The sequence below is a fragment of the Priestia sp. MDV22-iso46 genome (assembly GCF_058629175.1).
Window position 1 is genome coordinate 530,558 of the sequence record NZ_JBZVWT010000003.1, and the last position, 25,296, is coordinate 555,853.

The following is a 25,296-nucleotide window of genomic DNA, read 5'->3' on the forward strand; positions in this document are numbered from 1 at the left end:
TGTTACATACTAGCACTAAAAACAGTATACTAAAAAAACAAATAGAGCTAGCTGCACGTAGAGCAGCTAGCTTTCCTGTAGGAAAGAACCTATTTTTTAGTTAACTGATTGCGATCTTCAATTTGAGGAGGCTCTTCAAGCCATCCGTTTTGAATCATAATTTTGCCGCCTTCTTTCGCTAAACTGTAAATGTCTTTTGCAAGCTGGAGCATCTTTAATGGCAAATCACTTCTTAAACTAAAGGCTCCTCCTAAAGCATTACTCCCCAGACCGAACGTACTCAACAGACTCGTATTGTACATCATCAGCTTATCTGAAAAAGGAGGAACGGTTGAATTCGTCGCTTTTCCGGCATGAGTAGCCGGGGGTTCTATGTAGCTATGGCGTAAAATATCACCTAGTTCTGTTTCAATTTTCTTCGAAAGCTTCATACCCCTGACAAAATGCTGCTGTGCTTCTTTGTTGTTGGCCACTTGAGCAAAACCAATCATCAGCTGCATTCCTACAAGATTTGTATCAACAGCATGTTGAATAAGTGACACTTCAATGGTATTCAGCGATCTTTTTTCGCTAAACCAGCTCAATCCGCCTATATAATTTTGTTCATGGACAAAATGGACTTCCTTAGGCATAGAAACGTATGGGGGTTTTGCGATGACACCCGTTTCTAACAATACTTGTGTGGATTGATTGTATATGTCCTGTGCTTCTGCTGTTGCCTCTACGAAGAAATTTCGGACATCTTCTCGGTAAGACATGGTCGAATGCAAAGCAAACAGTCCTGTTTCAATTTGAGACATTAAGCGTATATACATGACTTCGAACATGTGGTCATATAGTTTAGGAACTCCTATATTCACGTCATCTTTCGTAAAACCAATTGGGATAACAGCGCCTTCGTTCTCAAATATTTCTTTAATTCGAGCTACACGTTTTAAAGATCGGCTATAATATAGCTCAAAAAGTTCTTTGTAATCTTGTTTATCTTCCAGAAAATATTCTAGAAACCTCAAAATCATCGTTTTTTCCTGATAAGTCATCCATAAGTTAGCAAGCTCCGAGGACGTGAGCGGCGGAAGTTTTGATGTGCTCATTGTACACATTCCTCCTGAAAATAGTGATAGGTAAATATTTATAGCTTCATTAGTATTTCTTTTATTTATAGGAATATTCTTCTTTTTTATTTATAGGAATATTCTTCTTTTTTATTTATTGAAAAGCTTCATTAGCCGTTATTATAGTAAGATAATTGAAGGAAATAAAGCTTACCAACAAGTCAGTTGTATGATAACTGATATGAATAAAACTAAGTTTTTCTATTACTTTAAATAATTTGACAATTGATGTTATTCTTACTATTATGGAAACATAAGTTTTACATATATTGCTAGAGTTCGGCAACACATTCTCGCAGCACTATAAGTAAGGAGCTTACGATGAAGCACATTGTCCAAGCAACAGATCATCCTAGAACGAAAGACACATTAAAAGAAGATTTACGCAGGTTAGGCATAACACAAGGGATGACTATCATCGTTCATTCTTCGCTATCTTCATTAGGGTGGGTAAACGGAGGTTCAGTAGCCGTTGTTCAAGCTTTAATGGAGACAGTGACAGAGGAAGGAACGATCGTGATGCCGTCACAGTCGGTCGATCTTTCGGATCCATCAGAATGGGGCAATCCGGCTGTGCCAAAAGAGTGGTGGGAAACTATTCGGGAAACGATGCCTGCATATGATCCGGCCCACACGCCAACAAGCGGGATGGGACAAATCGTGGAAACTTTTCGAACGTACTCTGGCGTAAGAAGAAGCAGCCATCCAATGTATTCATTCGCCGCTTGGGGAAAGGACAGCGAAGACCTCTTAAGAGATCATCCCCTTGAATTCAGTTTAGGCGAAAATTCTCCTCTTGAAAGGCTTTACAAAAAACATGCCTTTGTTTTATTATTAGGTGTCGGGTTTGGGAACAATACTTCTTTTCATCTAGCGGAATATCGTATTCCATATCGAAACGTGATTCAAAAAGAGTCTCCAGTTATGGATGCAGGAAAGCGAGTATGGAAGACATATAAAGAATTAGAGTTTCGAGAAGAGCTGTTTGAAAAGATAGGTGAAGCGTTTATTGAAGCAAAAGGAATAAAAGCTGAAAAAATCGGTTCAGCACTTGCATACTTCTTTTCAATGCCTAAAGCCGTCGATTTTGCTGAAACGTATTTGAAAGCGCTACAGTAAGTGGTTGTATGCTTTTAAAGTTGTCTGTATATCAGACAACTTAACGTGAGAGCCAGCGCCCCCTCTGGAATCTAAATTAAACAAGCGCAGAAGTCATTCAAGCAAGATAGTTTACTTTTTATGTTCCTTGTTTCATAATGGCACTTGTCTGTGAATTTATTCGGTCAGGTTGTCTTACAATTATGGAGATAAAAAGCAAGTGTTAAATAAATTCATTAAAAAATTTAAATGTATAGAAAAAAAGGAGAGAATACAATTATGTCACTACGTGATCAAGCACTACATATGCATCAAGAAAAACAAGGTAAGTTAGAAGTTAAATCAAAAGTTGAAGTTCAAAACGCTCAAGATTTAAGCTTAGCTTACTCTCCGGGAGTAGCAGAACCTTGTAAAGAAATTCATGAACATCCAGAAACGGTGTATGATTACACAATGAAAGGAAACATGGTCGGCGTTGTGACAAATGGTACCGCTGTTCTTGGCCTTGGAAACATCGGACCTGCGGCTTCACTTCCCGTTATGGAAGGAAAAGCAATTTTATTTAAAAGCTTTGCAGGCGTAGATGCATTCCCAATTACACTTGATACAACAGATACAGATAAAATTGTTGAAACTGTGAAATTAATGGCTCATACATTCGGAGGCATTAACTTAGAAGATATCGCAGCTCCACAGTGCTTTGAAATTGAAGAGCGCCTGAAAAAAGAAGTAGATATTCCTGTGTTCCATGATGATCAGCACGGCACAGCAATCGTAACGGTAGCAGGACTTGTAAATGCACTGAAAATTGTCAATAAATCAATGAAAGACTTAAAAATCGTCTTAAACGGAGCAGGAGCTGCCGGCATTGCCATTACAAAGCTTCTTTATTCTTACGGTGTACGTGACATGATTATGTGTGATACGAGAGGTGCTATTTATGAAGGCCGCTCTCAAGGTATGAACAAAGTGAAAGCTGAAGTGGCTTCTTATACAAACGTAAACAAAGAAAGCGGTACGCTAAGCGATGTAATTAAAGGCGCAGATGTATTTATCGGTGTATCTGCAGCAGATGCATTATCTCAAGAGATGGTTAAATCAATGAATGAAGATGCAATTATCTTTGCGATGGCAAATCCTAATCCAGAAATCAAGCCAGACGCTGCAAAAGAAGCAGGAGCGGCTGTTATTGGAACAGGTCGTTCAGACTTCCCTAACCAAGTAAATAACGTTCTTGCATTCCCTGGAATTTTCCGCGGTGCATTAGACGTTCGCGCTACTCATATCAACGAAGAAATGAAAAAAGCTGCTGTTGAAGCAATTGCAGCCCTTATTACAGAAGAAGAGCTAAACGCAGATTACGTTATCCCTGGACCATTTGATCCTCGCGTAGCGCCAGCTGTAGCAGAGTCTGTAGCAAAAGCGGCAATGGATTCAGGCGTTGCCCGCATTACAATTGATCCAGCACGTGTAAAAACACATACAGAACAATTAACAAAAATCGAAAACTAATAACGGGTAAAAAAGCCCTTTGAAACGCTGTTTCAAAGGGCTTTTTGTTTTAAAGATCTGCTGTAACCGCTGTGAAATCTAAACGTAACACCATTTCATCTCCCATATGATGTACAATAAAGAGAAAAGAACCCAGGTTTTGTATCATAAAGGGAGGAACAAAGATGTACACCGTATTTTCAACATTTAATGTACCGGATGAAAAAGCTGAAGAAGTGATTGGAATTTATAAAAATCGTTCAAAATCAGTCGACGAGGCTCCAGGATTTGTAGACTTTCTACTTCTTCAAAACGATAAGCGAGCAGGGGAGCTCACCGTTCAGCTTACATTTGATACGAAAGAGAATTATTTAAGCTGGGTACGAAGCGAAGATTTCAAGCGTATTCATGATTTAGAGAAAAAGTACCCTGATCAAGAACTGGCAGCCGTCATCCCAAAAGTTTCTCAGTACAAAGTGGTGGCACGATGAGTTCACTTCCCGTTAATAAGATCGTCGAAAGAGTAACGGAGAAAATCTACGAGTTAGAACCTTCTTTGCTCGAAAAATTCGGAGAGCGCGGTAAAGAAAGATGCCATGAAGATAATCATTATCATATGAAGTATCTTGAGACAACATATAAGTTAGACAACCTGAAAATTTTTACGGACTATGCCTTATGGTTAAACAATTTACTCACAAGTAGAGGCATGAAAACACAGCATATTATTGATAATTTTAATTTTATACAAGAAGCGCTGTTTGAATTAGATAATTACGGTGATAAACAAGTACAGGCGTATGTGACTTACTTAGAAGAAGCAAATCATATACTGAAGCAACAGCAGCTTTAAAAAAGAGGCTAGGACAAAAGTGCTTTAGTTGAAGGGAAATCCGAACGGGTTTGATTCTTGTTAGAGAATTCAATCTGTTCGGATTTTTTCATGGGTAGGGTGAACGTAGGTTTCCTGTATGTAGTTATGTCTCACTTTTTTTGTTTTACATATGTATAAAGGTGGAAATAAAAAAGAAAAAGGAGAATACATATGCAAAAACAGCTAACAAAAGGAATCCTGTTCTTAATTACTCTATGTATGATTGGAAGTGCGGCAGCTTGTTCAGGTGAACCAGCTAACAAGACAAAATCTGATAATCATAAAGCGGAGGAAAAACTAATTGAAGACCGTCAAGAATTGACAAAGCTACAGCAGTATTCGAGCGACCCAGACATTAAAAAGGGGAAAGATGAAGATTTTGACTTGATCGGTACGTTAAAAAAAGACGCTGAAAAAGAAATGACGCTGAATATCGATGATCAACTCGTTAAAGTACCAAAAAGCTCTGGGATGGAAGTGGAAGGCTCACAGCTAAAAGATATGATTAATAAAGAAGTAGAAGCTGAAATTGACGCAGCTAAACAAGAAGCAACTAGTATTGAATTAACTCCAAAAGCAAAAGCAGATAAAAATGGCGTGTATGAACAAGATGGAGACGAACGTAAAATTGTAGGTGTTTTTATAGAAGAAAGTAACAAACATATAACGGTAAAAGTTCCAAACGGCAAAAAAACGTATCAAAAAAGCACAGACTTTGAAAAAGAAGAAAAGGGCAGTTTAAAAGAAAAGACGGTATACCTTGAAATCAACTCAGCTAATGAAGTAGAAAGTATAGAAAAAGAAGACCGTGAATAAATAAAGCTACAGTTCTTCTTTCCCTCCTTGCTCTCTTGACTTTTCCAACTGTGTCACTTAACGTTACAGTAGAGAAAGAAAAAAGGTGGTTTATGGAAGATGAACAGTGAATTTACCATTGCCGTGCACAGCTTAGTGTTCCTAGCAAATTTACCAGATCACCGAGCAAGCAGTGAATCGATTGCTTATAACATCTGTACCAATCCTGCACGGGTTCGGAAAATAATGAGTACACTCAGAAAAAACAACTTGGTTCGGACAAAAGAAGGGCTAGGCGGCGGTTATACTTTAGGCTGCAGTCCTGCTGAAATAAGTCTTGGATTGATTTACCGAGTTATATCAACAGGAACGCTGAAGCCTCACTGGTGCAGCGGCGACCCTGACGCTGACTGTATTGTGAAATCAAACATTCAAACAGTGATGGACGACATTTTTACAGAGAGTGAGCAAAGCGTAATCAGGCATTTAGATCAAATTACGATCGAAGACGTGCTGAAAAAAGTTAGAACTGCTCACTAAAAAGCACCTTGCTCATGCAAGGTGCTTTTGTTACGACTCTTCGGAAGCGGCTGTTTCAGCCGCTGCTGCTTTTAAGCCGTCATTTACTTTCCTTCCATTCTCTAAATACTCTGTTTTGAAGCCGCTTTTTAAAGCCCATGTGTAGAAGAGAAGAGAAACAACAACAATAATTCCCATATCCCATCCATATTTAATGACATTAAGGCCCCCAAACTTTTCGCTTCCAAGCCATGAAATAGTCATCATACAAAGTAAGTATACAACCATCCATACGCCGCCTTTGAAGTTCTGTCGAAAGCCTTTCCATTTAGCCTTTGCCTGATAATAAAAATAAATAGGCAGGCCGATTAAAATAATAAACAAAACTTGTCCAGTTAGCGGCCAGCGCGCCCAATATAGCGTTAATGAAGCAAAAATAAAGCCGAGCGGCGCAATAATGCTTAATCCTTTTAAACGAAGGGGACGATATAAATCGCTTCCAGTTCGTCTTAGCGTCATAACTGTAACAGGACCTGTAATGTAAGAAATAAGCGTAGCGACTGAAATAATTTCAGCAAGCACGCCCCAGCCCCGAAATAAAAACAAAAAGACAAGAGAAACAGCTAAGTTAAAAAACATGGCTTGACGCGGAACACCATAAATAGGATGAAGGCGTCCTAGAACACTTGGCAAATATTTATTTTGTTCCATACCATAAATCATTCGAGCAGTAGTAGCTGTATACGTAATACCTGTTCCAGATGGTGAAACAAACGCATCTGCATACAGGACAATTACAAGCCAGTTGATGTTAAGCGCAATGGCTAAATCTGCAAATGGAGAGTTGAAATTTAAATGACTCCATCCCTTGGCAATATCAGAAGGGTTTACCGCACCGATAAAAGCAATTTGAAGAAGCAAATAAATGACTGTAGCCACTAAAATTGAGCCTACAACCGCAATCGGAATAGCTCTTCCAGGATTCTTTGCTTCTCCAGCCATATTAATGGGGCTTTGAAAGCCGTTAAAAGCGAACACAATTCCAGACGTAGCAACAGCTGTTAGCACACTAGCCCAGCCGTTTGGTGCGATGCTGCTTCCAGAAGTGAAGTTCTCTCCGTGAAAGCCTACAAATAAAAGTGCTCCAATTGTAAGTCCCGGTATAACAATTTTAAAAATAGTGATTAACGAGTTGGCCTTGGAAAATAGTCCAACTGTCCAATAATTCAGTAAAAAGTAAATAATCAATAGCACAGTAGCGATAGCTAATCCTTCGCCAGTTAACGTTCCTTTTTCTACGAGGTGGCTTGTCCACTGTGCCCACTTCCAAGGCCATGAGCTCATATATTGTACAGAAGCTACTGCTTCGACTGGAATAACGGATACAATCGCAATCCAGTTTGCCCAAGCAGCAATAAAACCAATAAACGAACCGTGCGAGTACTGCGTATACTTGACCATCCCGCCAGCTTCGGGAAACATGGATCCTAATTCACTGTAAGAAAGTGCAATAAATAAAATAACGACCATTCCAATGACCCATGATAAAATAGCAGCCGGACCTGCAATTTGAGCTGCTCGCCACGCTCCAAATAACCAGCCGGAACCAATAATTGATCCAAGTCCCGTCATGGTTAACGCGAATGTTCCCATTCTTCGATGTAAATTGTTCATCTGACTAACACCTTTCATATAAAATAAGTCTTTCAATTAAACGTTGTTGCTTTATTATTATTATTCTGAAATCTTTGGTTGTCAACTTTTGTCGTTACATGCAGTTCTTGATACCTATTGATTTCCATTTATGCAGGACAGCTATCCTCAACCTTTCTGCCAAGGTAATTAAAGCGCTTTACTTTCTTTTTTATCCTACAGGAAACCCTACAGAAATAGATACAATCCGACAAAAAGTTATCAACTTCGTACCTTATGCACTAGCAATATGAAAAAATTAGGGGATAAGTGGTAGTTATATTCCCTAAATACGTGAAGAAAAAACATACTCCATAATAAAGCCCCCTTTGAATAGAGGAATAAATACCTTCAAAAGGGGGGAGAGTTGGAATTTTATCTTTCTTGATGTTTATACTCGAGTAGTTTTACGACGTTTTCTACATCATTTTCAGCAGAAAGTTCGTTGATATTCACTTTATAAATAAGCGTATCCGTTGCAAAAAATTCATCTTCTCCCTCGGGTTTTACTTTTAAGTTCAAGATTTTCACCCGCACAATATGAGTGAACTTACCGCCTTTGCCGGGCTGTATTTCACCCATTTGTATCCCGATATCATCTTTTTTAATCGGGCGAACTTTTACTTTTTTATGCTGTTTACCGTAAACCTTCTCATAATGAGAAGTAATATCTTGATGTACCCAAGGTTCAAGAGATTGATAAATAAAATCTTTTACAACAGGCTGACTTACGTGTGATTCTATATTTTCTTCTGGTATATTTTCTTCTGCGGAAATGGAAAGCGTAAAACAAAAAAAGACAAATGCTGCTAAAAATAAAAATTTTCCCACGAAAAAACCCACCTTACCTGTTCGTTTATGTAGCTGATTTTCTAGATCTGCCTCTTTATCTTTTGAACAAAGGCAGGAAGGTATGCACAATTTTTTTTGTGGAATTTACCTTATTTAAAATCAATTTAGTTTAAATAAAATATGTTCTAAATAATTGATTGAAAATTCAGATGTGGTTTACGTACAAAAAATAGCCAAGTGTGCCTTTACATAAGGACACTTGGCTATTTTCATGAACATTTTATGCTGCTGTTTTCTTATTGCCTTTAAAAATAAAATAAAGAGCTAATAGCATAAATGCTACACCAATCCAGCGAGATAGATCAAAGGGTACTTCCTTGCTTCCAAACCAGCCAAAATGGTCAATAATCATACTTGCAAATAACTGACCGATAACAGTTGAGATATTAGCTGCTGTTACACCAATTTTAGGTACAGCTAAAACAGTTAAAAATAAATAAGATGCTCCGAATAAGGCGCAGGTAAGCTGCCATTTAGGGACATCAAAAACAGAGAGAATGTTTCCTTGACCAAAGAATACAACGACAATCGTTAAAATCATGGCACCTGTCGCAAAGGTTAAAAAAGCTGTTTCAAACGTACCTGTTTTTTTACTTAGTGTACCGTTAATAGAAGACTGAGCGCTTAGCGTTAATCCTCCTATTAAGGTAAGTATCACCATCAATAAACTCATCGTAAAACCCTCCTAGAAAATAAGCACAAGCGCAATTCCCATACATACAATAGCAATTACGCGTTCTTTGTTAATTTTAATTTTGCTGCTGCCAAGCCAACCAAAATGCTCAATGATCATGCTTGTAATCATTTGGCCCACAATAACAGCAACCATTGAAACGCCAATTCCGATAAAGGGGATACTAATCACTAGAATTGTTAAATAAACCGTACCTAATAAACCGCCGGTTAAATTCCACTTAGGCGCTTTTAAGACGTAAGGTAAATCTCCCTTTCCAGCAAATAAAGTGGTCAGACCTAAAATGAGCGTTCCCATAATAAAAATATAATAACTGCTTTCAAGTTTTCCCACTGTTTTTCCGAGTTCTCCGGCAATAGCGCCTTCCATACTTAAAGCAGCGCCGCCTAGAACCGCAACCAAATAAACCAACAACTTCACATTTATCACTCCAACACTTCTTTATATTTGTATATCTAGAAAAATAGATATAGTGAGTGAAAAAAACTCGTTAAAGTTTTTTTCGTAAGAATGAAGAAAGCTCTTGAAGCGTTTCTTCATTTCGGCGATAGTATGTCCATTGACCGTGCCGAATTGACTCTAACAAACCTGCTTTTTGCATCATGGAAAGATAACTGGACACTGTGGACTGAGACAGCTGAGCTTTTTCCTGAATATCTCCCACGCAAACACCGCCTCTGCTGCTGACCTCCTTAGGCAAATGTGCTTGTTGGTCTTTAAAATGCTTTTCAGGTTCTTTTAACCACTCCAATATATTTAATCGAGTTTCATTAGATAATGCTTTAAAGATATCAATAGGTTTCATACTTATTATTTTATTCGTCACAGCTCAGATGTCAAATGTTCAAGTTTGCATTTTATAGCTAAATAAAAAGCGATGGGTTGAATTATAACAGCTGTGAACAAAAAGTCAACTTATAAAAGAGTATAAAGAAGAACGTTTTATTCGGCTGTTTTTCTACTTATATAATTAAAAAGCACCTTATTTTTTGAGTAGAACAGATGACATATTCCTTATTTTTTAAGGGGTAGTTTAGTAAAATAGAAAAAAGTGAATAACAAAAGAAGCTAGTCTATTTACTCAGGGGGAGGGCTGCATATGCAAGGGAAAACAAAACAAGTGCGCTTTCGTAATATGGTAGCGTATGGATTTGGGGATTTGTTTGGCGGAGGATCCTTTTTTATTATCGGCACATTATTTATGGTTTTTTTAACAGATGTAGTCGGGCTTTCTCCTGTAGAAGCAGGAACGATTGTAGCTCTTGGAAAAGTGTGGGATGCTTTGTTAGATCCAACCATTGGGTACATATCTGATCATCTTCAGACAAAAAAAGGACGAAGAAGAGTCTTTTTTCTTTTTGGAATCATTCCAGTTGCCATCACGTTCAGCATGCTTTGGATTCCTATTGAAGGTTCGCATATGTTCAAATACACCTATTTTATCTTAGCCTATCTTTTGTTTAACACGGCGTTTGGTATGGTGATGGTCCCTTACAACACGCTAGCAGCAGAAATGACTACAGATTATAGTATTCGTTCGAAAATGACGGGAATACGCATGGTCTTTTCACAAGGCGCTTCATTTTTAGGCGCTTTCTTTCCAAAACGAATCATTGATGCATTTCCAGGTGGACAAGGGTATTTAATCATGGGAATTATCTTTGGTCTTCTTTTTGCTCTTCCATGGATTTTTGTCTATAAAGGAACTTGGGATAGCGGAGAAGTAGTGGAACGAAAAAAGAAAAGCGGATTTTGGTTAGAATTTAAGCAGCTTTTTATCAGTTTTGGAAGTGCATTTAAAAATAAGTCGTTTAACGTGTATCTTGCCATGTACTTAGCATCTTACATTGCAATGGATGTATTTAATGCTCTTTTCTTTTATTTTATTGCCTATTACATGCTGCGCGAAGCTATTTATGCAGACACCCTAAGCTTTGTGCAAATTACACAAGTGCTATTTATTCCTCTTGTTACGTACATAGCCATTAAGTTAGGAAATAAATTAACTTATAACTTCAGCATGATCATCTGGGGAACGGGCATTGTTTTATTCAGTTTCCTAACAACAGATAGCTCGTTAGTTCTTATTTATTTAGCAGCATTTTTCTTAGGAAGCGGTCATTCTGGAGCGATTATGATTCCATGGAATGTACTGCCGTTCGTATCAGATGTAGATGAAATGATTACGACAAAAAGAAGAGAGGGCGTGTATGCAGGGCTGATGTCGTTTATTCGAAAATCTTCTCAGGCGCTTGCGATTTTTCTTGTTGGTGTTGCCTTAAAGAATATTGGTTATGTACCAAACGCCGAGCAGTCAGCGTCTACGCTAGCCGGCTTACAAAAGCTGTTCATGATTGTACCTGCTATTTTGATTCTCGCTGGAATTATCGCAACCATATGGTTTAAAATAAGTCCGGAAAATCACAAAATCTTATTAGCTGAAATTCAAAGAAGAAAAAAGGGAGGCCGAGCGAAAGACGTTACTCCTGAAGCGCAAGCGGTTTGTGAAAGTTTAACGGGTTATAAATACGAACAGCTTTGGAAAGACGTAACCATTTCAAAAGAAATTCGAGATAAAACGGTTGTTTAACCTTGAACTTCGCGAAAAAGCGCAAAATTTTCCGCGCAAACATTCGCTAATTATATCCAATAAGAAACTTCCTCTGACGTATTGCCTTTTGACAAGAAAAGAAATTCTCCTGTCTATCGACTCATTTTTCAGGTGAATTTTAGAAAGGAAGGATTTCTTACCATTAAAGATGTGCAATTTGGCACGTCTTGATAGGGTGGATTGTACAACTTATAATAAAACTATAAACTAGCCACAGGCGCTTTCAAGGCGCAGGTATAAATTAGAAAGAAGGAAGGTACAGTTTATGCCAATTCGATATGTTTGTCCACAATGCCAAGGAGCCGGTAAGAAATTTGGATTTATAAAGTGCAAAGTGTGCAACGGCGAAGGAAACATTATCATGTCTTCTAATGAGCCAGATCCAACTAAAAATAAAAAATTAAAATCATCTTCTAAACAAGACAAAGCAATGTAAGCTATTGCTAGTAAAGGTATGTATGAACCCCGCTTTTCTATAAAAAAGCGGGGTTTTCTGCTAGACAGACAAACGCTTTTCTTATGATACAATAAAATGAAAATCACTAAAATAAGGGATAGGGAACTGAAAGAAGAGGGAGATAGATGGAATACATCGCAAAACAATTTACGCCGCAGTTAGAACAACATATACATACAGTTGAAAGATCTATGCAAGAACTTCTCAAATCAATATATGCACAATATAAAGAAGCTTTTGAAAAAAAAGGGATGGAGCTTTCTGTAGGTGTGATCCGTGAAGGAGAAAATCCTTTTCAGCCCGGTTACCACGCCACTATTCACGTGGGTATTTTGGAAAAAGATGAGTTTTTAGACGGTCTTTTTATTCCTGTCTGGCACTGTGTACGCACGTTTTGGGGCATCCGTTCTTCGAGGAAGCTCCCAGGCAACAAGATAACCGGAGAGCTGGTGGAAGAAACAGAAGAGGAAATAACAAAAGAAGTAGTAGGCTATTTAGAAATGCAGCTAGAAGATTAGAAGCACCCTGCTTCTAATCTTCTTTAAATTGAAGAAGGTGCAGTTTCTTTTTCAATTTGTCTTTTAGCACGAATAAAAGCTGTCAGCTGCTGAATTTCTTCTTGAGATAGTTCCGCACCGTCAACCGTAATCGTATGAGTTTGAGGCGATGTTAATTCAATGGGTGCATCTGAAAGAGAATGAGGTTCCTTTTCCTTACCTAGCAAGTAGTCTGTTGATGTATCAAATAGTTCTGCGATTGTAACGAGTGCTTCAAGAGAAGGACGACGATAGCCAGATTCGTATCCTGCGTAGGTGCTTTTAGCAATTTCAAGCTGGTCAGCTGTATATTGAAGAGACCATTTTTTTTCTTTCCTGAGTTGAGCTAATCTGCTTAACATTCATGACGCTCCTTTGTAGGTGTAGTATGTAAAAAACCGAGGAATTCAGCTCGCGCGCAGATCTTTGTAATCAAACCGTGAGCTAATTTACATTTTTATTCATTATATCATTGCTGCAGAGAAAAGTGTACGCGAAACGAATAATTTTTCTCTTGATTTATTGATTTTTGGTTACTATAATTACAGGTGAAGTACGCGAAATGAATATAATTTATTTGATAGATTGTCAGGTTTTTTTACAAAAATTAAGCAAAGGGGATGTCGGTTTTGAAAAAACTATTATTGTTATCAACTGGTGGAACGGTCGCTTCACTTGAAGGTGAAAATGGACTTGTTCCTGGAATGGAGCCAGATCAATTACTAAGCTACATACCTGATTTAAATGAACACTGTCAAATTGACAGCAAATCTCTTATGAATCTTGATAGTACAAATATGCAGCCAGAATGTTGGATAGAGATGGCAAAAGCGATCGAAGAGCATTATAATGAATACGATGGTTTTGTTATCACCCATGGAACTGATACAATGGCCTACACATCGGCAGCTCTTTCTTACATGCTTCAGCATTCTAAAAAACCAATTGCGATTACAGGATCTCAAATTCCTATTTCATTTAGTAAAACGGACGCGAAGCGCAATATTGCAGATGCGATTCGCTTTGCTTGTGAAGAAACAGGCGGAGTCTATGTAGTCTTTGACGGTCGTGTGATTCAAGGCACAAGAGCAATCAAGCTTCGTACAAAAAGCTATGATGCATTTGAAAGCATTAATTATCCATACGTGGCGTCTATCCATGATAATACGGTGGAATATACAAAACCCGTTCGCTCTAGTAAAGAAGAGTTGACGGTTAATACATCTCTTTGTACGGATGTAGCAGTTGTTAAACTGTTTCCCGGCATTAAACCTGAATTTTTCGATGGATTAAAGGATGTATATCAAGGCGTTGTTGTTGAAAGCTATGGAAGTGGAGGTATTCCATTTCAAGTTCGCAACATTTTAGCCAAGCTTGTTGAGTTAACAAACCACGGTGTATCCGTTGTCATTACGACTCAATGTCTTGAAGAAGGAGAAGACATGGGCATTTATGAAGTAGGCCGAATGATTAATCATGACAGCGTCGTGCGCTCAAAAAACATGAACACAGAAGCCATTGTTCCTAAATTAATGTGGGTGCTCGGACAAACGAAAGACCCTCACCAAGTTAAAAAGATGATGGAAACGTCGATTGCAGAAGATATTAATTAAAAAGAAAGCAGGTACAGCTATGAAACAAGAAACAGCAGGATATCGTACAGAAGCTGATTTTCTAGGAGAAAAACAAATCCCAGCAGACGTATACTACGGTGTACAAACCGCACGTGCCGTAGAAAATTTCCCGATTACGGGTTATAAAGTACATGAAGAAATGATTAAAGCGCTTGCTATTGTAAAAAAAGCGGCAGCGCTTGCAAATATGGATACAAAGCGCTTGTATGAGGGTATTGGAAATGCGATTGTGCAAGCAGCTGATGAAATCTTAGCAGGTCAGTGGCATGAATACTTTATTGTGGACCCTATTCAAGGTGGAGCAGGAACGTCAATGAATATGAATGCTAATGAAGTTATTGCAAACCGTGCTCTTGAAATTATGGGAAATAATAAAGGGGAGTATGGTAAATTAAGTCCTAACAGCCATGTGAATATGTCTCAGTCAACAAATGATGTATTTCCAACGGCTATCCATATTTCAACGCTGAACTTATTAAATAAACTTCTTGTTACAATGAATGATATGCATGATGTGTTCAAGCGAAAAGCGCAAGAATTTGATCATGTAATTAAAATGGGCCGTACGCACCTTCAAGATGCTGTACCCGTTCGTCTTGGTCAAGAGTTTGAAGCATACAGCCGCGTGTTAGCGCGCGACATTAAGCGTATCAGCGCAACGCGTGACCACTTGCATGAAGTAAATATGGGGGCGACAGCTGTTGGAACAGGCTTAAATGCAGATCCTCGCTATATTGAAAATGTAGTCAAACACTTAGCCGATATCAGCGGTCTGCCGCTTGTGCATGCAGAGCATTTAGTGGACGCTACTCAAAATACAGATGCTTATACAGAAGTATCTGCAGCGCTTAAAATCTGTATGACGAATATGTCTAAAATTGCAAATGACCTGCGTTTAATGGCCTCGGGACCTCGTGCAGGTCTAGGAGAAATCAGCCTTCCAGCCCGTCAGCCTGGTTCTTCAATCATGCCAGGAAAAGTAAACCCGGTTATGGCTGAATTAATCAATCAAATTGCGTTTCAAGTAATGGGAAATGACCAGACGATCTCTCTTGCTTCAGAAGCAGGTCAGATGGAGCTTAACGTCATGGAACCTGTGCTTGTATTTAACTTGCTTCAATCAATCAGCATCATGAACAACGGTTTCAGAAGCTTTACAGATCACTGTTTAGCAGGAATTGAAGCAAACGAAACGCGCATGAAAGAATATGTAGAAAAAAGCGTAGGAATTATTACAGCTGTTAACCCTCACTTAGGCTATGAAGTCGTATCGCGTATTGCGCGTGAAGCGATTTTAACAGGAAAACCAATTCGTGAGCTTTGCCTTCAATACGATGTGTTAACAGAAGAGGAATTAGATCTCATTTTAAATCCATTTGAAATGACGAACCCTGGTATTGCAGGAAGTTCATTGTTTGATCGACAATAAAAAAAACGGCTTCCTTATGGAAGCCGTTTTTTTTATGAAAACATGTGATGAATGACGCGGCGCATTTTCTGAGCTGTTGCAGCCAAGACGTCATCTTTTTCAGCATATTGAGGAATTTGCGTATAAAAACCTCCGAAACACTCCTCTTTATATCTCGGAACGATGTGCATGTGAAAGTGAGTTAACTCGTTAAACATCCCGCCGTTTTGAGAGAGAGTAACTCCGTCTGGAACAAAGAGCGTCTTCACTGCTTTTGTCATTAGCTTCGCTGCATTCATCACGGCCAGTATGTGTTCAGTATCAAATTCGTCGATTTCCACTATATGTGTTTTAGGAAGAATTAAGACTTGTCCTTCGTTAAATGGCTTGTGATCTAATAGGCACGTCACAAACGAATCTTCAAATATCACATGCGATTTCTCTTGGTTATTTGCTAATCGACACCCTAAGCAATCTATACGTGGATTCACCATCATACGTTCTCTCCTTTTTAAGATAACTAAAGTGTAGCACGAGAAGTATCAGGAGGAATAGTTTGAAATATACACAGGTATTTTTTCGCTTAGTAAAGAGAGCCCGGATATATGACCTGGGCTCTTTGTTTTGTTCTTTTTATATGGTTAGTTGTTTTATCTAAAATTTACCATGGTTTTAATTGTAAAAATAAAATCTTTACAGTATAATGATAGTGTAACAGTTAACTGTAACTAATAAGGGGGGATTGTTTGAATACATATACAGGAAAGCAAATTACGGAGTTATTAAATAATGAAGGTGCGGACTTGAACCTGCGTACGGTACGGTATTACACGCAAATAGAAATTGTTCCTCCGCTAGTGCTAGTAGGGAATAAGCGTGTCTATACAGATCAGCACGTTCACTACTTTCGAGCCGTTTTAACATTATCAAAAGCAGGTGAGTCACTAGCTTCCATTCAAAAAACGCTGTGTTCCATGAGTGATGAAGAAGTAAAAAACATCGGTGCGCAGCTCCCTCTTTACCAAAGCAAACAAATTCAAAATCAAGAAATGCATCAAGTCAATGAAGATGTGTTTGTAGCTATGAATCGAAATTTATCAGCGGACGTACGGCAAAAAGTAATTGAGTCTGTTACTCAAATTTTAAAGGATCATTCATCGCATGATTAAATTAGCTGTGGCAAAATCAGTGATGGAAAAAGAAGAAGGAATGAACCACCTTTGTATTACATTTGAACGTTCGCAAGTAAAAGTAACAAACATCACGATTGATATTCAGCTGCCCGAAGGTCTGTTTAAAACGACAAACTTAAATGGATACCGGGAAAACAAACAGGGGCAAATCGAAGTAAAACATATCGACGATGAACCTCTATTAATAGAGCTCTACACGGAAGAGACTGTTTTATATCCACAGGCAGAGATTGCAGTTGCTGTGACTTACCGCGATGAAACCTTGCATATACAGCAAGAAAGGCATTCACTAATGATTAAATTTACGGATGAAGAGTTGATAGGGGATTCATTTTTAAATCATGAAATCAGTGCAAAAGTGAAAAAATTTGCTCGTACTAATTCAGTGGAAAGAGGCGGTCACATGAACTTAACTCCATATGTAGTAGAACAAACAAGCAAAGGAGAGCGTGCCTATGATATTTATTCAAGGCTGTTGCTCGACCGAGTGATTATGCTCACAGGTGAAGTTACGGATGAGGTGGCTACTAGCATTATTGCTCAGCTTTTATTTTTAGATGCAGAAAACCCAGAAAAGGATATCAGCATTTATATTAATTCACCGGGAGGATCTATTACAGCGGGCATGGCTATTTTTGATACGATGCAGCTTATACGTGCAGATGTAAGCACATTGTGTATAGGGCTAGCGGCATCTATGGGTTCATTTTTACTAGCGGGCGGTCAAAAAGGGAAACGTTTTGCTCTTCCTAATAGCGAAGTGATGATTCATCAGCCGCTAGGAGGAGCAAAAGGACAAGCAGCTGAAATTGAGATTCGAGCGAAGCGTATTTTGCGGTTAAAAGACCACCTAAATGAACTGCTGTCTGAACGAACAGGGCAATCGCTGTCAACGATTAAAAAAGACACTGATCGAGATACATTCTTTACAGCGGATGAAGCAAAAGAATATGGCATGATTGATCAAATTTTAGTTCATCAATAAGGAGGATACCGTGTGGAAAAAACAAATCGTTATTCAGTAGAATATGAATGGGCGAACGTGATTTTTTATCAAGAAGTAGAAGCAATGACTATACAAGAAGCAAAAGAGCGAATTCAACATGCAAAAATAAACGCCGCTATTCGCGCTGTTCATGTCATAGAAGATGTCGAATCGTAACGAAAAACTGGATCCTTTCGGGGATTCAGTTTTTTTGAGCAAATGAAGCAGGGATTTATATGAAGAAAGGAGAATGCAAAAAGAGATTTAAAAACGAGCAGCTGGTAGCATCATTCAGCAAGAACATCTCATTTCAATTACACAAAGAAAGGTAGATGTAAATGAAAAAAGTATGGTCTGGATTAGTTGTTCTCATTGCTATTTGTTGGGTGATAACAGGATGTCAGCAAAGCAGTGCTTCAAGCGGTACTGTTGAACAAAAGCTCGTAATCGAAAAATACATAGCCGATAATCAATATGGCCATGCGGTTAAAATGAAAGATCAAAATCAAGTACAGAAAGTGCAGCAGTGGTTAAAAGATGTATCATGGAGAGAAGAAAAAGCTGAAATGATTCGAAAACCTAACTACATTCTTCACTTTGAACCGGTGGAAACAAAAAAGGATATAAAGGTACAATCTTATCGGATGTGGGTCAACTTAGGAAACGAAACCGTTGAATTAGCTACAGATACACACTACGCACAGTTAAAGGGCAAACAAGCAAGATCATTTATTGAATTAGTAGAGCCCAAATAGAAAGCAACTATAGAACAATGTCCAATGAAAGCTAAAACTGCACTTGTTCATATTGGAGCTACCTTCACCGATATGCTTGATGATCTCGAAGGCACAGGGCTGCTCCTTACTAACGCGCTTGATATGAGGGTGTAGAAGTATTAAATGTGAGAGGTGACAAGCAGCCATTTTTAAATGTAGCAATAAAGAGTTACACTTACAGGTAGGTTCATTGTTAAAACATTTTGCTATAAGAAGTAAGGGAAAAAGAGAAATCAAGACGCTGATTTCTCTTTTTTATTCAGGCATGTCGATGATTATTATTTCCGCGCATTTTGCGTAAAACAAAACTCACAATTAAGACTAAAATAACAGCACCAATAATAGCAGGAACAATTGCGAATCCGCCAATCTCTGGACCAAAATCTCCAAAAATTAGAGAGCCTAACCATGCTCCAATAAACCCGGCAATGATGTTTCCGATAATTCCACCTGGAACATCTCGTCCTGTCAACGCACCGGCAAGCCAGCCGATAAGTCCTCCAACAATAAGCGTCCAAATAAATGACATATACCTAACCTCCTTTTTATAGGGAATTCCTTTTCAGTCTTTCCTAAAACACACTTTGTCATGCGACATGCTTGCTGCATACCCTTTTACATTTTTTCATCTATTTATCATATATGCTAAGATAGCCCAACATTAAATTGAAGAGTTATGTATGAGAATCCACTGTGAAAGTAACGATAAAATGAAGGAGAGAAGTTCAGCTCGTGTACGTTTTAGATTCAATTTAGCTCATTCTATTCGTAAAAGGGGACATCCGGTTCATTTTTTAAAGCTTTTTCCCTTAGTTTTACTTTTTTTAACGGTATTTGTGATATCATTTTAAGTAAACAAATTCTTAACGGGAGAACAATATGGAGTCATTATTATTAGATAAAAAGCTTAAACACATTACGAATTTAATTTTAGAAAAAAAAGAAGAGTTCTCAAAACAAAAAAAATATGAAGAAAAAGATATTCAACAACAACTAGAACCGTGGCGCGTTCATTTAATTCAAATATATGCTGATTCTGTCTCAACAAATGATACCAAAAACTTTGAAGTACTTGAGGAATGGGGAAGAGAAGTAGCGAATTTACTCGTTGTCCTTCAGCTTCCGTTGGATGTAGCATTAGAAGAAATCAGCTATTACCGAAATGTTATCGGAGAAATTATTAAAGAAGAAGCAAAAGCTGAGACGTTTACGTTTGATGCCTTCTATCAAGTTATTTCTCGTTTCAACGTAGTAGTAGACAAGGCTGTACACTGGGTTAGTAAATCATATATGACGGACTTTGCAAACAAAATTCAATCCGCACGCTATGCAATTGATGAACTTTCAATTCCTGTGGTACGCATTACGAAAGAAATTGGCGTGATTCCTCTTGTTGGCGATTTAGATACAAATCGCGCTCAAATTTTAATGGAAAATGCGCTTCAACACGGCAGCGACTACAAGCTAAATTGGCTGATTATTGATTTATACGCGGTTCCAATTATTGATACGATGGTAGCGGACCAAATTTTTAAAGTAATCGGTGCTTTAAGATTATTAGGAATTCAAGTGGTTTTAAGCGGGATTCGCGCTGAAATTGCTCAGACGATGGTGAACTTAGGGTTAGATTTGGCTGACATTACGACTTTCAGCAGCCTTCACCAAGCAGTGGAATACGTTAATCAAGCGGACTAATACAACACAAAAGCCCATGATATGGTTACATACTCACGGGCTTTTATTGGTAGAAGAAAATTTGAAGTTTATTTAATAAAGCATCTAATGATTGACTAACTTGAAGTGTGTTAGGACTTGTCATTCCTTCACGGACAGCCGTTTGAATCATTAACGTTCGTGTCTGTTCGATTTCTTCTATTAGTATTTGGTACATGGATTTGTCTTTTGAGTGGGTTGAAAGCAGCATGTTAATTCCTCTTTTTTCTATAGTGATTATGGTTAAATTAACATTAAGAGGTTTATTTTTCAATATTATGAAATTAAAAATAGTAAATTTTAAGAATTTTTCATATAAAAAAAGAACCTCTTTTTCAACAGAGATTCTTTTTCTAATATAATAATTTATTAGGCATGTTTATGATTACCACGCATTTTTCTCATAATGAAACTTACGATTAACACTAAAATGATTGATCCGATAATAGCAGGAATAATAGCAAATCCACCTACAACTGGTCCGAAGCTTCCAAAGATAGCTGAACCTAACCAAGAACCGATAAAACCGGCAATAATGTTACCAATAATACCTCCTGGAACGTCTCTTCCCGTAATTAATCCGGCAAGCCACCCAATAATACCACCTACAATAAGTGCCCATAAAAATGACATAAATATCATCCTCCTTTTTAATGATGTATTGCTTATATAGGTTAGTACCCCACTTAAAAGAAAACTATTCATAGAATAGCAAAAAAAATAAAAAAAACTTGTAAAAGGATTTAAGAACTGCGATAGAGTCATAGAAAATAGACTAACTAGTATATAATAGAAAAAGGAACATAGTTTAGAAGAGAAAGGAGACATGAAGTGAAAATAAAAAATCAAAGCGATGTAGTAGAACAGCACTTGATTCAGCACTGGATGTATTTTCAGCATACGAAGAAATCTGTGAAGGTGGATACGTCAGAAATTAAATGGATTTCTGCATCTCCTTACAATCGGGGTATATATGCAGGAACCCGTCATATTGAGCCTGCGTTAGGGATATGCTCTCGGGAAGGGGAGGAACCTTTATGGATTGTTGGTCCATCTTCATATGATAACCTTGGGCCAGTTCTTCATAAAAATGGATTTGTTCCTTATGAAAAATGGATCGGAATGATTCAGCACATTCAAGAAAAAGAATACATACATACAGGAGTAGAAGGGTTTCAATGTAAGCGAGTGCGCACAGAAGCTGAATTGAAAGAATGGATAACGGTATACATAGACGGCTATCAAAAACCAAAAGAATATCAAGCTGACTTTCTTGAAAGGTTTAGGCAGCTTATGCAGCACACTGACCAATATCAGTTATATCTGGGTCTTTATCACAACCGGCCAGCTGTAGCTGGGTCTCTCTTTTTTTATGACGGTACAGCGGGTTTGTATTGTATCACTACAGCTAGACATATGAGGAGAAAAGGCCTGGCCACCGCATATTTGAAGGAACTTCTTACTGAAGCAAAAAAACAGGCGGATACGTGTATTTTGCATGCTACAAATGCAGGAAAGCCAGCCTATGAAAAACTTGGTTTTACAGCGGTTAACGAATTTGATGTATATAGATGGAGAAATAGAGATAGAACATAATGTGCTGCGGTTTGTGAGAAAAGAGACAAATTTCGACAAATTTTTAAAAAAGTGTAGCTTCCACTTCGTTTTTGGTGTATCCTAGGAAAAAGCAGCAGCATGAGCTAGTGTTGTACAGAGAACACAGATAAAAGGAGTCATTATGAAACATTTTTTTAAAACGAGCACGTTTTGGATAGGTTTGGTTATCGGAATCGCGCTCACATTTGGAGGATATTTTACTGTTACTAGTATTTATGATTATTATTTAGGACGAGAACAGCTGAAAGTATTGACTGCCTCTCAGAAAAACCTTCAAACTGCTTTTAAAGAGTATAATCAGCTTATGTCCGAAAAAAAAACCAAAAAGCAATTTATCAATGAACTCGATGATATTTCAAATACTATAAACTATGAATATAATGAATTAGCTTCCCTTGATCCTACGATGAAAACGATGTATAAGCATACGGGCGTCATCGATGATATGGAACTGATGATTGATAATATCGATAGCATTTATGAATTAACGATGAATGATCACAAAGACGCAACAAAACCGCTTCAAACCTACGTATCTGATTTAATGGAATATGTAGAAAAAGATATGAAAAAAGAAATAAGCATGCTAAGTAAATAGAAAAAAACAGCTGTCTAAACAAATAGGCAGCTGTTTTTTTGTTGATTATAAAAGGAATCTTTTGGTTGCAGGCGAAAGATTATACTAAGCACCCACTCACTTACGTGCACCACGTTTACAAAAAAGGGAGGACATAGTATGAAAAAAGTGGTGGTTATTCTATTTAGTTTGTTTTCATTAGCCGCATGTCAGGTTCCTACAGCTGAAACGCTTGAAGATCCTTATCCACCCGCTATAAAAATAATAGCGGAAGGCAAAGAAGCCATCATCAAGCCTTTATTTTTTTGCTGGACCGAATGTGAAGCTGATTTTGGCGAACGAAAAAATTTTAGACCAATTGTTATGAAAGATAGTATTCCCGTCTCTCAAGGTGGTCAAGTGTCCATTAAAATAGATGGTAAAAAACCTAATGCGCTTTATTACAAACAAATTCGCAATCAGTCTATTTACGAAAACATAGTAGAAAAAAAGGACATAAAAAAAACATCTGCTATTACAGTAGATTCTGCCTCTCGCAGTGATCGGTATATACTCGTAGCGGACTGGAAAGATAGCAAAGGAAAAAAGTTAATCGGGCGTGTCTACTATACCCCAGTAAAATTTGAAACGCCATAGATATGGCTCTCTATACTGTAATAGAGAGCCATATGCTTAACTAATAGAATTAAGTGCTTGTGCAAGAGAAGAAGTAGTTTTAACATGTTCAAATGAAAGCCCTAAGCGAATGGCAGTTTGAGAAATTTCCGGTCGAATTCCAGATAAAATTGTTTGCACACCAATTAAACGAAGAGCTTTTACCAAATTAAAAATCTCTTGTGCCATCATCGTATCAATCGTAGCTACACCGAGCAGGTCAATACATAAATGTTCAACGCCTTTTTCCGAGCATTGCTGAAGCGTATTTTCTAAAATAAACTGACTTTTGACCGTTCCAATATCCCCCACAAGAGGCAAAAGTGCAACTTTGTTTTGAAGCATGATGACAGGAGAACTTAATTCATTAATTAACTCTTTCTGAGCGTTCAGCTGTTCTTGCGTATTTTTATGATATTCTTGAATAAAGATATAAATAGATAGATCAAAAGCTTTAACAATAATGTCATACCACATAAATATCTTATCTACGCTTACCTCATTCGAATGCAAAGAGATAAACTTCTTTAAATAATTAACGACAATTTTTTGTGAATTAAAATATTCTCGAATAATAAAGTGAAGAGGCGTACTTAAATGCTTTGGATCACGTGCTAGTTCTATCGACCACTGCTGAAAATCTGAAAAAAAATACTCCTCATCCTTTATAAATACGTCAAATAAATGCTGAAAATAATCTTGATTTTGCTGCTTCAGTTCTTTCACAATTGCTGGATTTTCACTCGAATAGACAGAAAACTCATTTTCATCGTCGAGCTGATTGTACCAGTCTTCAGTTAATTGAAGAGAATGTTCTTTGAAAAAATGATATAAGTCCTGATTTTTATGCATGAAGACTCTCCTTATATATGTATAGTCTAATTGATTTATAAATAAAGGCATAAAAGCATCCCCTGATCTAGAGTGAGGATGCTTATAAATAAATCCATTATGAAGCGCATTTATTTTCCTATACGCCTTATTTTCCCTAACTGTATACTCTCAAACCCAATTTATAAAAAAATAAACATTTTTTAACTAGCATATTCATGCATGTTAACTATTTTTCATAAAGAACCACTTCTTATGCTTATAGCTTTAGCTTCGGCAAGGCATCTTTAATGCTTTGATAGACTAAAATAAAGGACATATCATCTTCTATAGTGCTCATATGTATGGCCATGTCAGGAGAAATTCCTGTTAAAACAAGCTGAGTTCCCATGAGCTTCAGCCAATTGTAAATATTAAGAATATCACGGCCGAATGAATCATTAAATTGCGCTAATCCTGAGACGTCTAGGATTAAATAACGATCTTTGCTGCTTGTATTACGCGCGGTGAAGCTATTAAATAGCATTTCTATACGCCGTTCGTTTAACGTTCCGATTAATGGAAGAACAGAGATTCCTTCCTCTATTGGCACGATAGGAGTGGATAGCCTTTCCACTTCTTCCAAAGCCTGCTGAAGCTGTTCCTGGGCTGTAATTTCTATTGTTACGTCTTTTTGAACACCGATAAAGTAGTATTTATCTTCTTCTTCTATATATGTTGGGTCAATCGTTAGCTGATTATGAAAGAAAGAGCCGTCTTTTCGATAATTAACAAGCGTAACAGAGACTGACTGATTGCGGCTGATAGCGCTGCGAATTTCATCAACGTGGTGCGGGTTTGTAAGAGGACCTTGTAGAAAACGGCAATTTTCCCCTAATACTTCTTCTTCCTTATAGCCGGTCATAAGGGAAAACCCTTGATTGAGGTAAATAATTGGGTTATCAGGCAAAGAAGGGTCTGTCACGATAATACCAGATTGTGAGCTATGAAGGGCTTTATTTAAAATGGACCATTTTGAATCTTGAGCTTCAGGTGTAGTCAATGCATTCCCTCATTCCTTGGAATTTTTATAAAAATATTGTGACATAAACACGTCAAAAAAACAATTTTCGACGCGTTTGCTTCTAGAGAAAGAATGAAGATAAGGAAAAATATGTTATAATAGTTTCAGGGG

Annotated in this window: 32 protein-coding genes; 19 read left to right on the top strand and 13 right to left on the bottom strand. The window is 37.7% G+C overall.

Features of this window, described 5'->3' with window-relative positions; all coding sequences use genetic code 11:
• Positions 1–89: 89 nt before the first annotated feature.
• Positions 90–1,094 carry a DUF3231 family protein gene (locus tag AC4NPH_RS20210; protein WP_013057789.1) on the bottom strand — a complete coding sequence of 335 codons (1,005 nt, stop codon included), beginning with the start codon at positions 1,092–1,094 and terminating at the stop codon, positions 90–92.
• Positions 1,095–1,436: 342 nt separating this feature from the next.
• On the opposite strand from AC4NPH_RS20210, the gene AC4NPH_RS20215 reads away from it, so the two are divergent.
• From AC4NPH_RS20215 to AC4NPH_RS20240, 6 genes are all read left to right on the top strand, one after another.
• On the top strand, positions 1,437–2,234 hold the full coding sequence (locus tag AC4NPH_RS20215; RefSeq protein ID WP_097812205.1) for an AAC(3) family N-acetyltransferase: 798 nt from the start codon (positions 1,437–1,439) through the stop codon (positions 2,232–2,234).
• Between the two features lie 258 nt (positions 2,235–2,492).
• The gene (gene ystJ, locus AC4NPH_RS20220) at positions 2,493–3,725 is read left to right on the top strand and encodes an NADP-dependent malic enzyme (protein WP_013057787.1); all 1,233 of its coding nucleotides are present in this window, start codon (positions 2,493–2,495) and stop codon (positions 3,723–3,725) included.
• A 164-nt stretch (positions 3,726–3,889) separates the two neighbouring features.
• The gene (locus tag AC4NPH_RS20225) at positions 3,890–4,195 is read left to right on the top strand and encodes an antibiotic biosynthesis monooxygenase family protein (RefSeq protein ID WP_013057785.1); all 306 of its coding nucleotides are present in this window, start codon (positions 3,890–3,892) and stop codon (positions 4,193–4,195) included.
• Positions 4,192–4,557, top strand: a complete 366-nt coding sequence (locus tag AC4NPH_RS20230) for a hypothetical protein (RefSeq protein WP_013057784.1) — start codon at positions 4,192–4,194, stop codon at positions 4,555–4,557. The genes AC4NPH_RS20225 and AC4NPH_RS20230 overlap by 4 nt, the downstream gene beginning before the upstream one ends.
• 192 nt (positions 4,558–4,749) lie before the next feature.
• Positions 4,750–5,394 carry a hypothetical protein gene (locus tag AC4NPH_RS20235; protein WP_013057783.1) on the top strand — a complete coding sequence of 215 codons (645 nt, stop codon included), beginning with the start codon at positions 4,750–4,752 and terminating at the stop codon, positions 5,392–5,394.
• A gap of 99 nt (positions 5,395–5,493) precedes the next feature.
• The gene (locus tag AC4NPH_RS20240; RefSeq protein WP_013057782.1) at positions 5,494–5,913 is read left to right on the top strand and encodes an Rrf2 family transcriptional regulator; all 420 of its coding nucleotides are present in this window, start codon (positions 5,494–5,496) and stop codon (positions 5,911–5,913) included.
• A gap of 30 nt (positions 5,914–5,943) precedes the next feature.
• Here the strand turns inward: AC4NPH_RS20240 and aimA are convergent, their stop codons facing one another.
• The 5 genes from aimA to AC4NPH_RS20265 form a co-directional block, all read right to left on the bottom strand.
• Positions 5,944–7,566 carry a glutamate/serine transporter AimA gene (gene aimA / locus AC4NPH_RS20245; RefSeq protein WP_013057781.1) on the bottom strand — a complete coding sequence of 541 codons (1,623 nt, stop codon included), beginning with the start codon at positions 7,564–7,566 and terminating at the stop codon, positions 5,944–5,946.
• 393 nt (positions 7,567–7,959) lie between these two features.
• Positions 7,960–8,415 carry a hypothetical protein gene (locus AC4NPH_RS20250; protein ID WP_014459377.1) on the bottom strand — a complete coding sequence of 152 codons (456 nt, stop codon included), beginning with the start codon at positions 8,413–8,415 and terminating at the stop codon, positions 7,960–7,962.
• A gap of 241 nt (positions 8,416–8,656) precedes the next feature.
• On the bottom strand, positions 8,657–9,109 hold the full coding sequence (locus AC4NPH_RS20255; protein WP_013057779.1) for a DMT family transporter: 453 nt from the start codon (positions 9,107–9,109) through the stop codon (positions 8,657–8,659).
• 12 nt (positions 9,110–9,121) lie between these two features.
• Positions 9,122–9,550, bottom strand: a complete 429-nt coding sequence (locus AC4NPH_RS20260; RefSeq protein ID WP_013057778.1) for a DMT family transporter — start codon at positions 9,548–9,550, stop codon at positions 9,122–9,124.
• A 70-nt stretch (positions 9,551–9,620) separates the two neighbouring features.
• The gene (locus AC4NPH_RS20265; RefSeq protein ID WP_013057777.1) at positions 9,621–9,935 is read right to left on the bottom strand and encodes an ArsR/SmtB family transcription factor; all 315 of its coding nucleotides are present in this window, start codon (positions 9,933–9,935) and stop codon (positions 9,621–9,623) included.
• 294 nt (positions 9,936–10,229) lie between these two features.
• Here AC4NPH_RS20265 and AC4NPH_RS20270 point away from each other — a divergent pair, with 294 nt between their 5' ends.
• The 3 genes from AC4NPH_RS20270 (at position 10,230) to AC4NPH_RS20280 (ending at position 12,716) form a co-directional block, all read left to right on the top strand.
• Complete coding sequence (locus AC4NPH_RS20270; RefSeq protein ID WP_061859310.1) at positions 10,230–11,720, top strand: MFS transporter; 1,491 nt, start codon at positions 10,230–10,232, stop codon at positions 11,718–11,720.
• Positions 11,721–12,006: 286 nt separating this feature from the next.
• The gene (locus AC4NPH_RS20275) at positions 12,007–12,177 is read left to right on the top strand and encodes a hypothetical protein (protein WP_013057775.1); all 171 of its coding nucleotides are present in this window, start codon (positions 12,007–12,009) and stop codon (positions 12,175–12,177) included.
• A gap of 146 nt (positions 12,178–12,323) precedes the next feature.
• Positions 12,324–12,716: a hypothetical protein gene (locus AC4NPH_RS20280; protein ID WP_063672018.1), complete on the top strand. Its 393-nt coding sequence runs from the start codon at positions 12,324–12,326 to the stop codon at positions 12,714–12,716.
• A gap of 23 nt (positions 12,717–12,739) precedes the next feature.
• Here AC4NPH_RS20280 and AC4NPH_RS20285 read toward each other — a convergent pair whose 3' ends face one another.
• On the bottom strand, positions 12,740–13,096 hold the full coding sequence (locus AC4NPH_RS20285; RefSeq protein WP_013057773.1) for a helix-turn-helix domain-containing protein: 357 nt from the start codon (positions 13,094–13,096) through the stop codon (positions 12,740–12,742).
• Between the two features lie 267 nt (positions 13,097–13,363).
• On the opposite strand from AC4NPH_RS20285, the gene AC4NPH_RS20290 reads away from it, so the two are divergent.
• Positions 13,364–14,347, top strand: coding sequence for an asparaginase (locus tag AC4NPH_RS20290; protein ID WP_013057772.1), 984 nt, complete (start codon positions 13,364–13,366; stop codon positions 14,345–14,347).
• Between the two features lie 19 nt (positions 14,348–14,366).
• A complete protein-coding gene (gene aspA, locus AC4NPH_RS20295) occupies positions 14,367–15,797 on the top strand; it encodes an aspartate ammonia-lyase (protein WP_013057771.1) in 1,431 nt (476 codons plus the stop codon).
• Positions 15,798–15,829: 32 nt separating this feature from the next.
• Here the strand turns inward: aspA and AC4NPH_RS20300 are convergent, their stop codons facing one another.
• Positions 15,830–16,273 carry an HIT family protein gene (locus AC4NPH_RS20300; protein WP_013057770.1) on the bottom strand — a complete coding sequence of 148 codons (444 nt, stop codon included), beginning with the start codon at positions 16,271–16,273 and terminating at the stop codon, positions 15,830–15,832.
• Positions 16,274–16,522: 249 nt separating this feature from the next.
• On the opposite strand from AC4NPH_RS20300, the gene AC4NPH_RS20305 reads away from it, so the two are divergent.
• From AC4NPH_RS20305 to AC4NPH_RS20320, 4 genes are all read left to right on the top strand, one after another.
• The gene (locus tag AC4NPH_RS20305) at positions 16,523–16,945 is read left to right on the top strand and encodes a MerR family transcriptional regulator (RefSeq protein WP_013057769.1); all 423 of its coding nucleotides are present in this window, start codon (positions 16,523–16,525) and stop codon (positions 16,943–16,945) included.
• Positions 16,946–17,372: 427 nt separating this feature from the next.
• Entirely contained in the window at positions 17,373–17,954 is a 582-nt protein-coding gene (clpP, locus tag AC4NPH_RS20310; protein ID WP_013057768.1) for an ATP-dependent Clp endopeptidase proteolytic subunit ClpP, read from the top strand.
• 12 nt (positions 17,955–17,966) lie between these two features.
• A complete protein-coding gene (locus AC4NPH_RS20315; RefSeq protein WP_013057767.1) occupies positions 17,967–18,131 on the top strand; it encodes a hypothetical protein in 165 nt (54 codons plus the stop codon).
• 161 nt (positions 18,132–18,292) lie between these two features.
• On the top strand, positions 18,293–18,709 hold the full coding sequence (locus tag AC4NPH_RS20320; RefSeq protein ID WP_013057766.1) for a YhfM domain-containing protein: 417 nt from the start codon (positions 18,293–18,295) through the stop codon (positions 18,707–18,709).
• A 280-nt stretch (positions 18,710–18,989) separates the two neighbouring features.
• Here AC4NPH_RS20320 and AC4NPH_RS20325 read toward each other — a convergent pair whose 3' ends face one another.
• On the bottom strand, positions 18,990–19,259 hold the full coding sequence (locus AC4NPH_RS20325) for a GlsB/YeaQ/YmgE family stress response membrane protein (protein WP_013057765.1): 270 nt from the start codon (positions 19,257–19,259) through the stop codon (positions 18,990–18,992).
• Positions 19,260–19,609: 350 nt separating this feature from the next.
• Between AC4NPH_RS20325 and AC4NPH_RS20330 the strand changes: the two genes are divergently transcribed.
• Complete coding sequence (locus AC4NPH_RS20330) at positions 19,610–20,425, top strand: STAS domain-containing protein (RefSeq protein ID WP_013057764.1); 816 nt, start codon at positions 19,610–19,612, stop codon at positions 20,423–20,425.
• Positions 20,426–20,468: 43 nt separating this feature from the next.
• Here AC4NPH_RS20330 and AC4NPH_RS20335 read toward each other — a convergent pair whose 3' ends face one another.
• Complete coding sequence (locus AC4NPH_RS20335) at positions 20,469–20,654, bottom strand: aspartyl-phosphate phosphatase Spo0E family protein (protein ID WP_013057763.1); 186 nt, start codon at positions 20,652–20,654, stop codon at positions 20,469–20,471.
• A gap of 158 nt (positions 20,655–20,812) precedes the next feature.
• Complete coding sequence (locus AC4NPH_RS20340; protein WP_013057762.1) at positions 20,813–21,076, bottom strand: GlsB/YeaQ/YmgE family stress response membrane protein; 264 nt, start codon at positions 21,074–21,076, stop codon at positions 20,813–20,815.
• Between the two features lie 198 nt (positions 21,077–21,274).
• On the opposite strand from AC4NPH_RS20340, the gene AC4NPH_RS20345 reads away from it, so the two are divergent.
• The 3 genes from AC4NPH_RS20345 (at position 21,275) to AC4NPH_RS20355 (ending at position 23,273) form a co-directional block, all read left to right on the top strand.
• Entirely contained in the window at positions 21,275–22,039 is a 765-nt protein-coding gene (locus tag AC4NPH_RS20345) for a GNAT family N-acetyltransferase (protein ID WP_097812200.1), read from the top strand.
• 142 nt (positions 22,040–22,181) lie between these two features.
• Positions 22,182–22,658, top strand: coding sequence for a hypothetical protein (locus AC4NPH_RS20350; RefSeq protein ID WP_013057760.1), 477 nt, complete (start codon positions 22,182–22,184; stop codon positions 22,656–22,658).
• A 138-nt stretch (positions 22,659–22,796) separates the two neighbouring features.
• Positions 22,797–23,273, top strand: coding sequence for a hypothetical protein (locus AC4NPH_RS20355; protein WP_491938899.1), 477 nt, complete (start codon positions 22,797–22,799; stop codon positions 23,271–23,273).
• 36 nt (positions 23,274–23,309) lie between these two features.
• Here AC4NPH_RS20355 and AC4NPH_RS20360 read toward each other — a convergent pair whose 3' ends face one another.
• Together AC4NPH_RS20360 and ytvA are read right to left on the bottom strand one after the other, a co-directional pair.
• The gene (locus AC4NPH_RS20360; protein ID WP_029322709.1) at positions 23,310–24,143 is read right to left on the bottom strand and encodes an STAS domain-containing protein; all 834 of its coding nucleotides are present in this window, start codon (positions 24,141–24,143) and stop codon (positions 23,310–23,312) included.
• A gap of 238 nt (positions 24,144–24,381) precedes the next feature.
• Positions 24,382–25,164: a YtvA family blue-light photoreceptor gene (ytvA, locus tag AC4NPH_RS20365; protein WP_013057757.1), complete on the bottom strand. Its 783-nt coding sequence runs from the start codon at positions 25,162–25,164 to the stop codon at positions 24,382–24,384.
• Between the last annotated feature and the right edge of the window lie 132 nt (positions 25,165–25,296).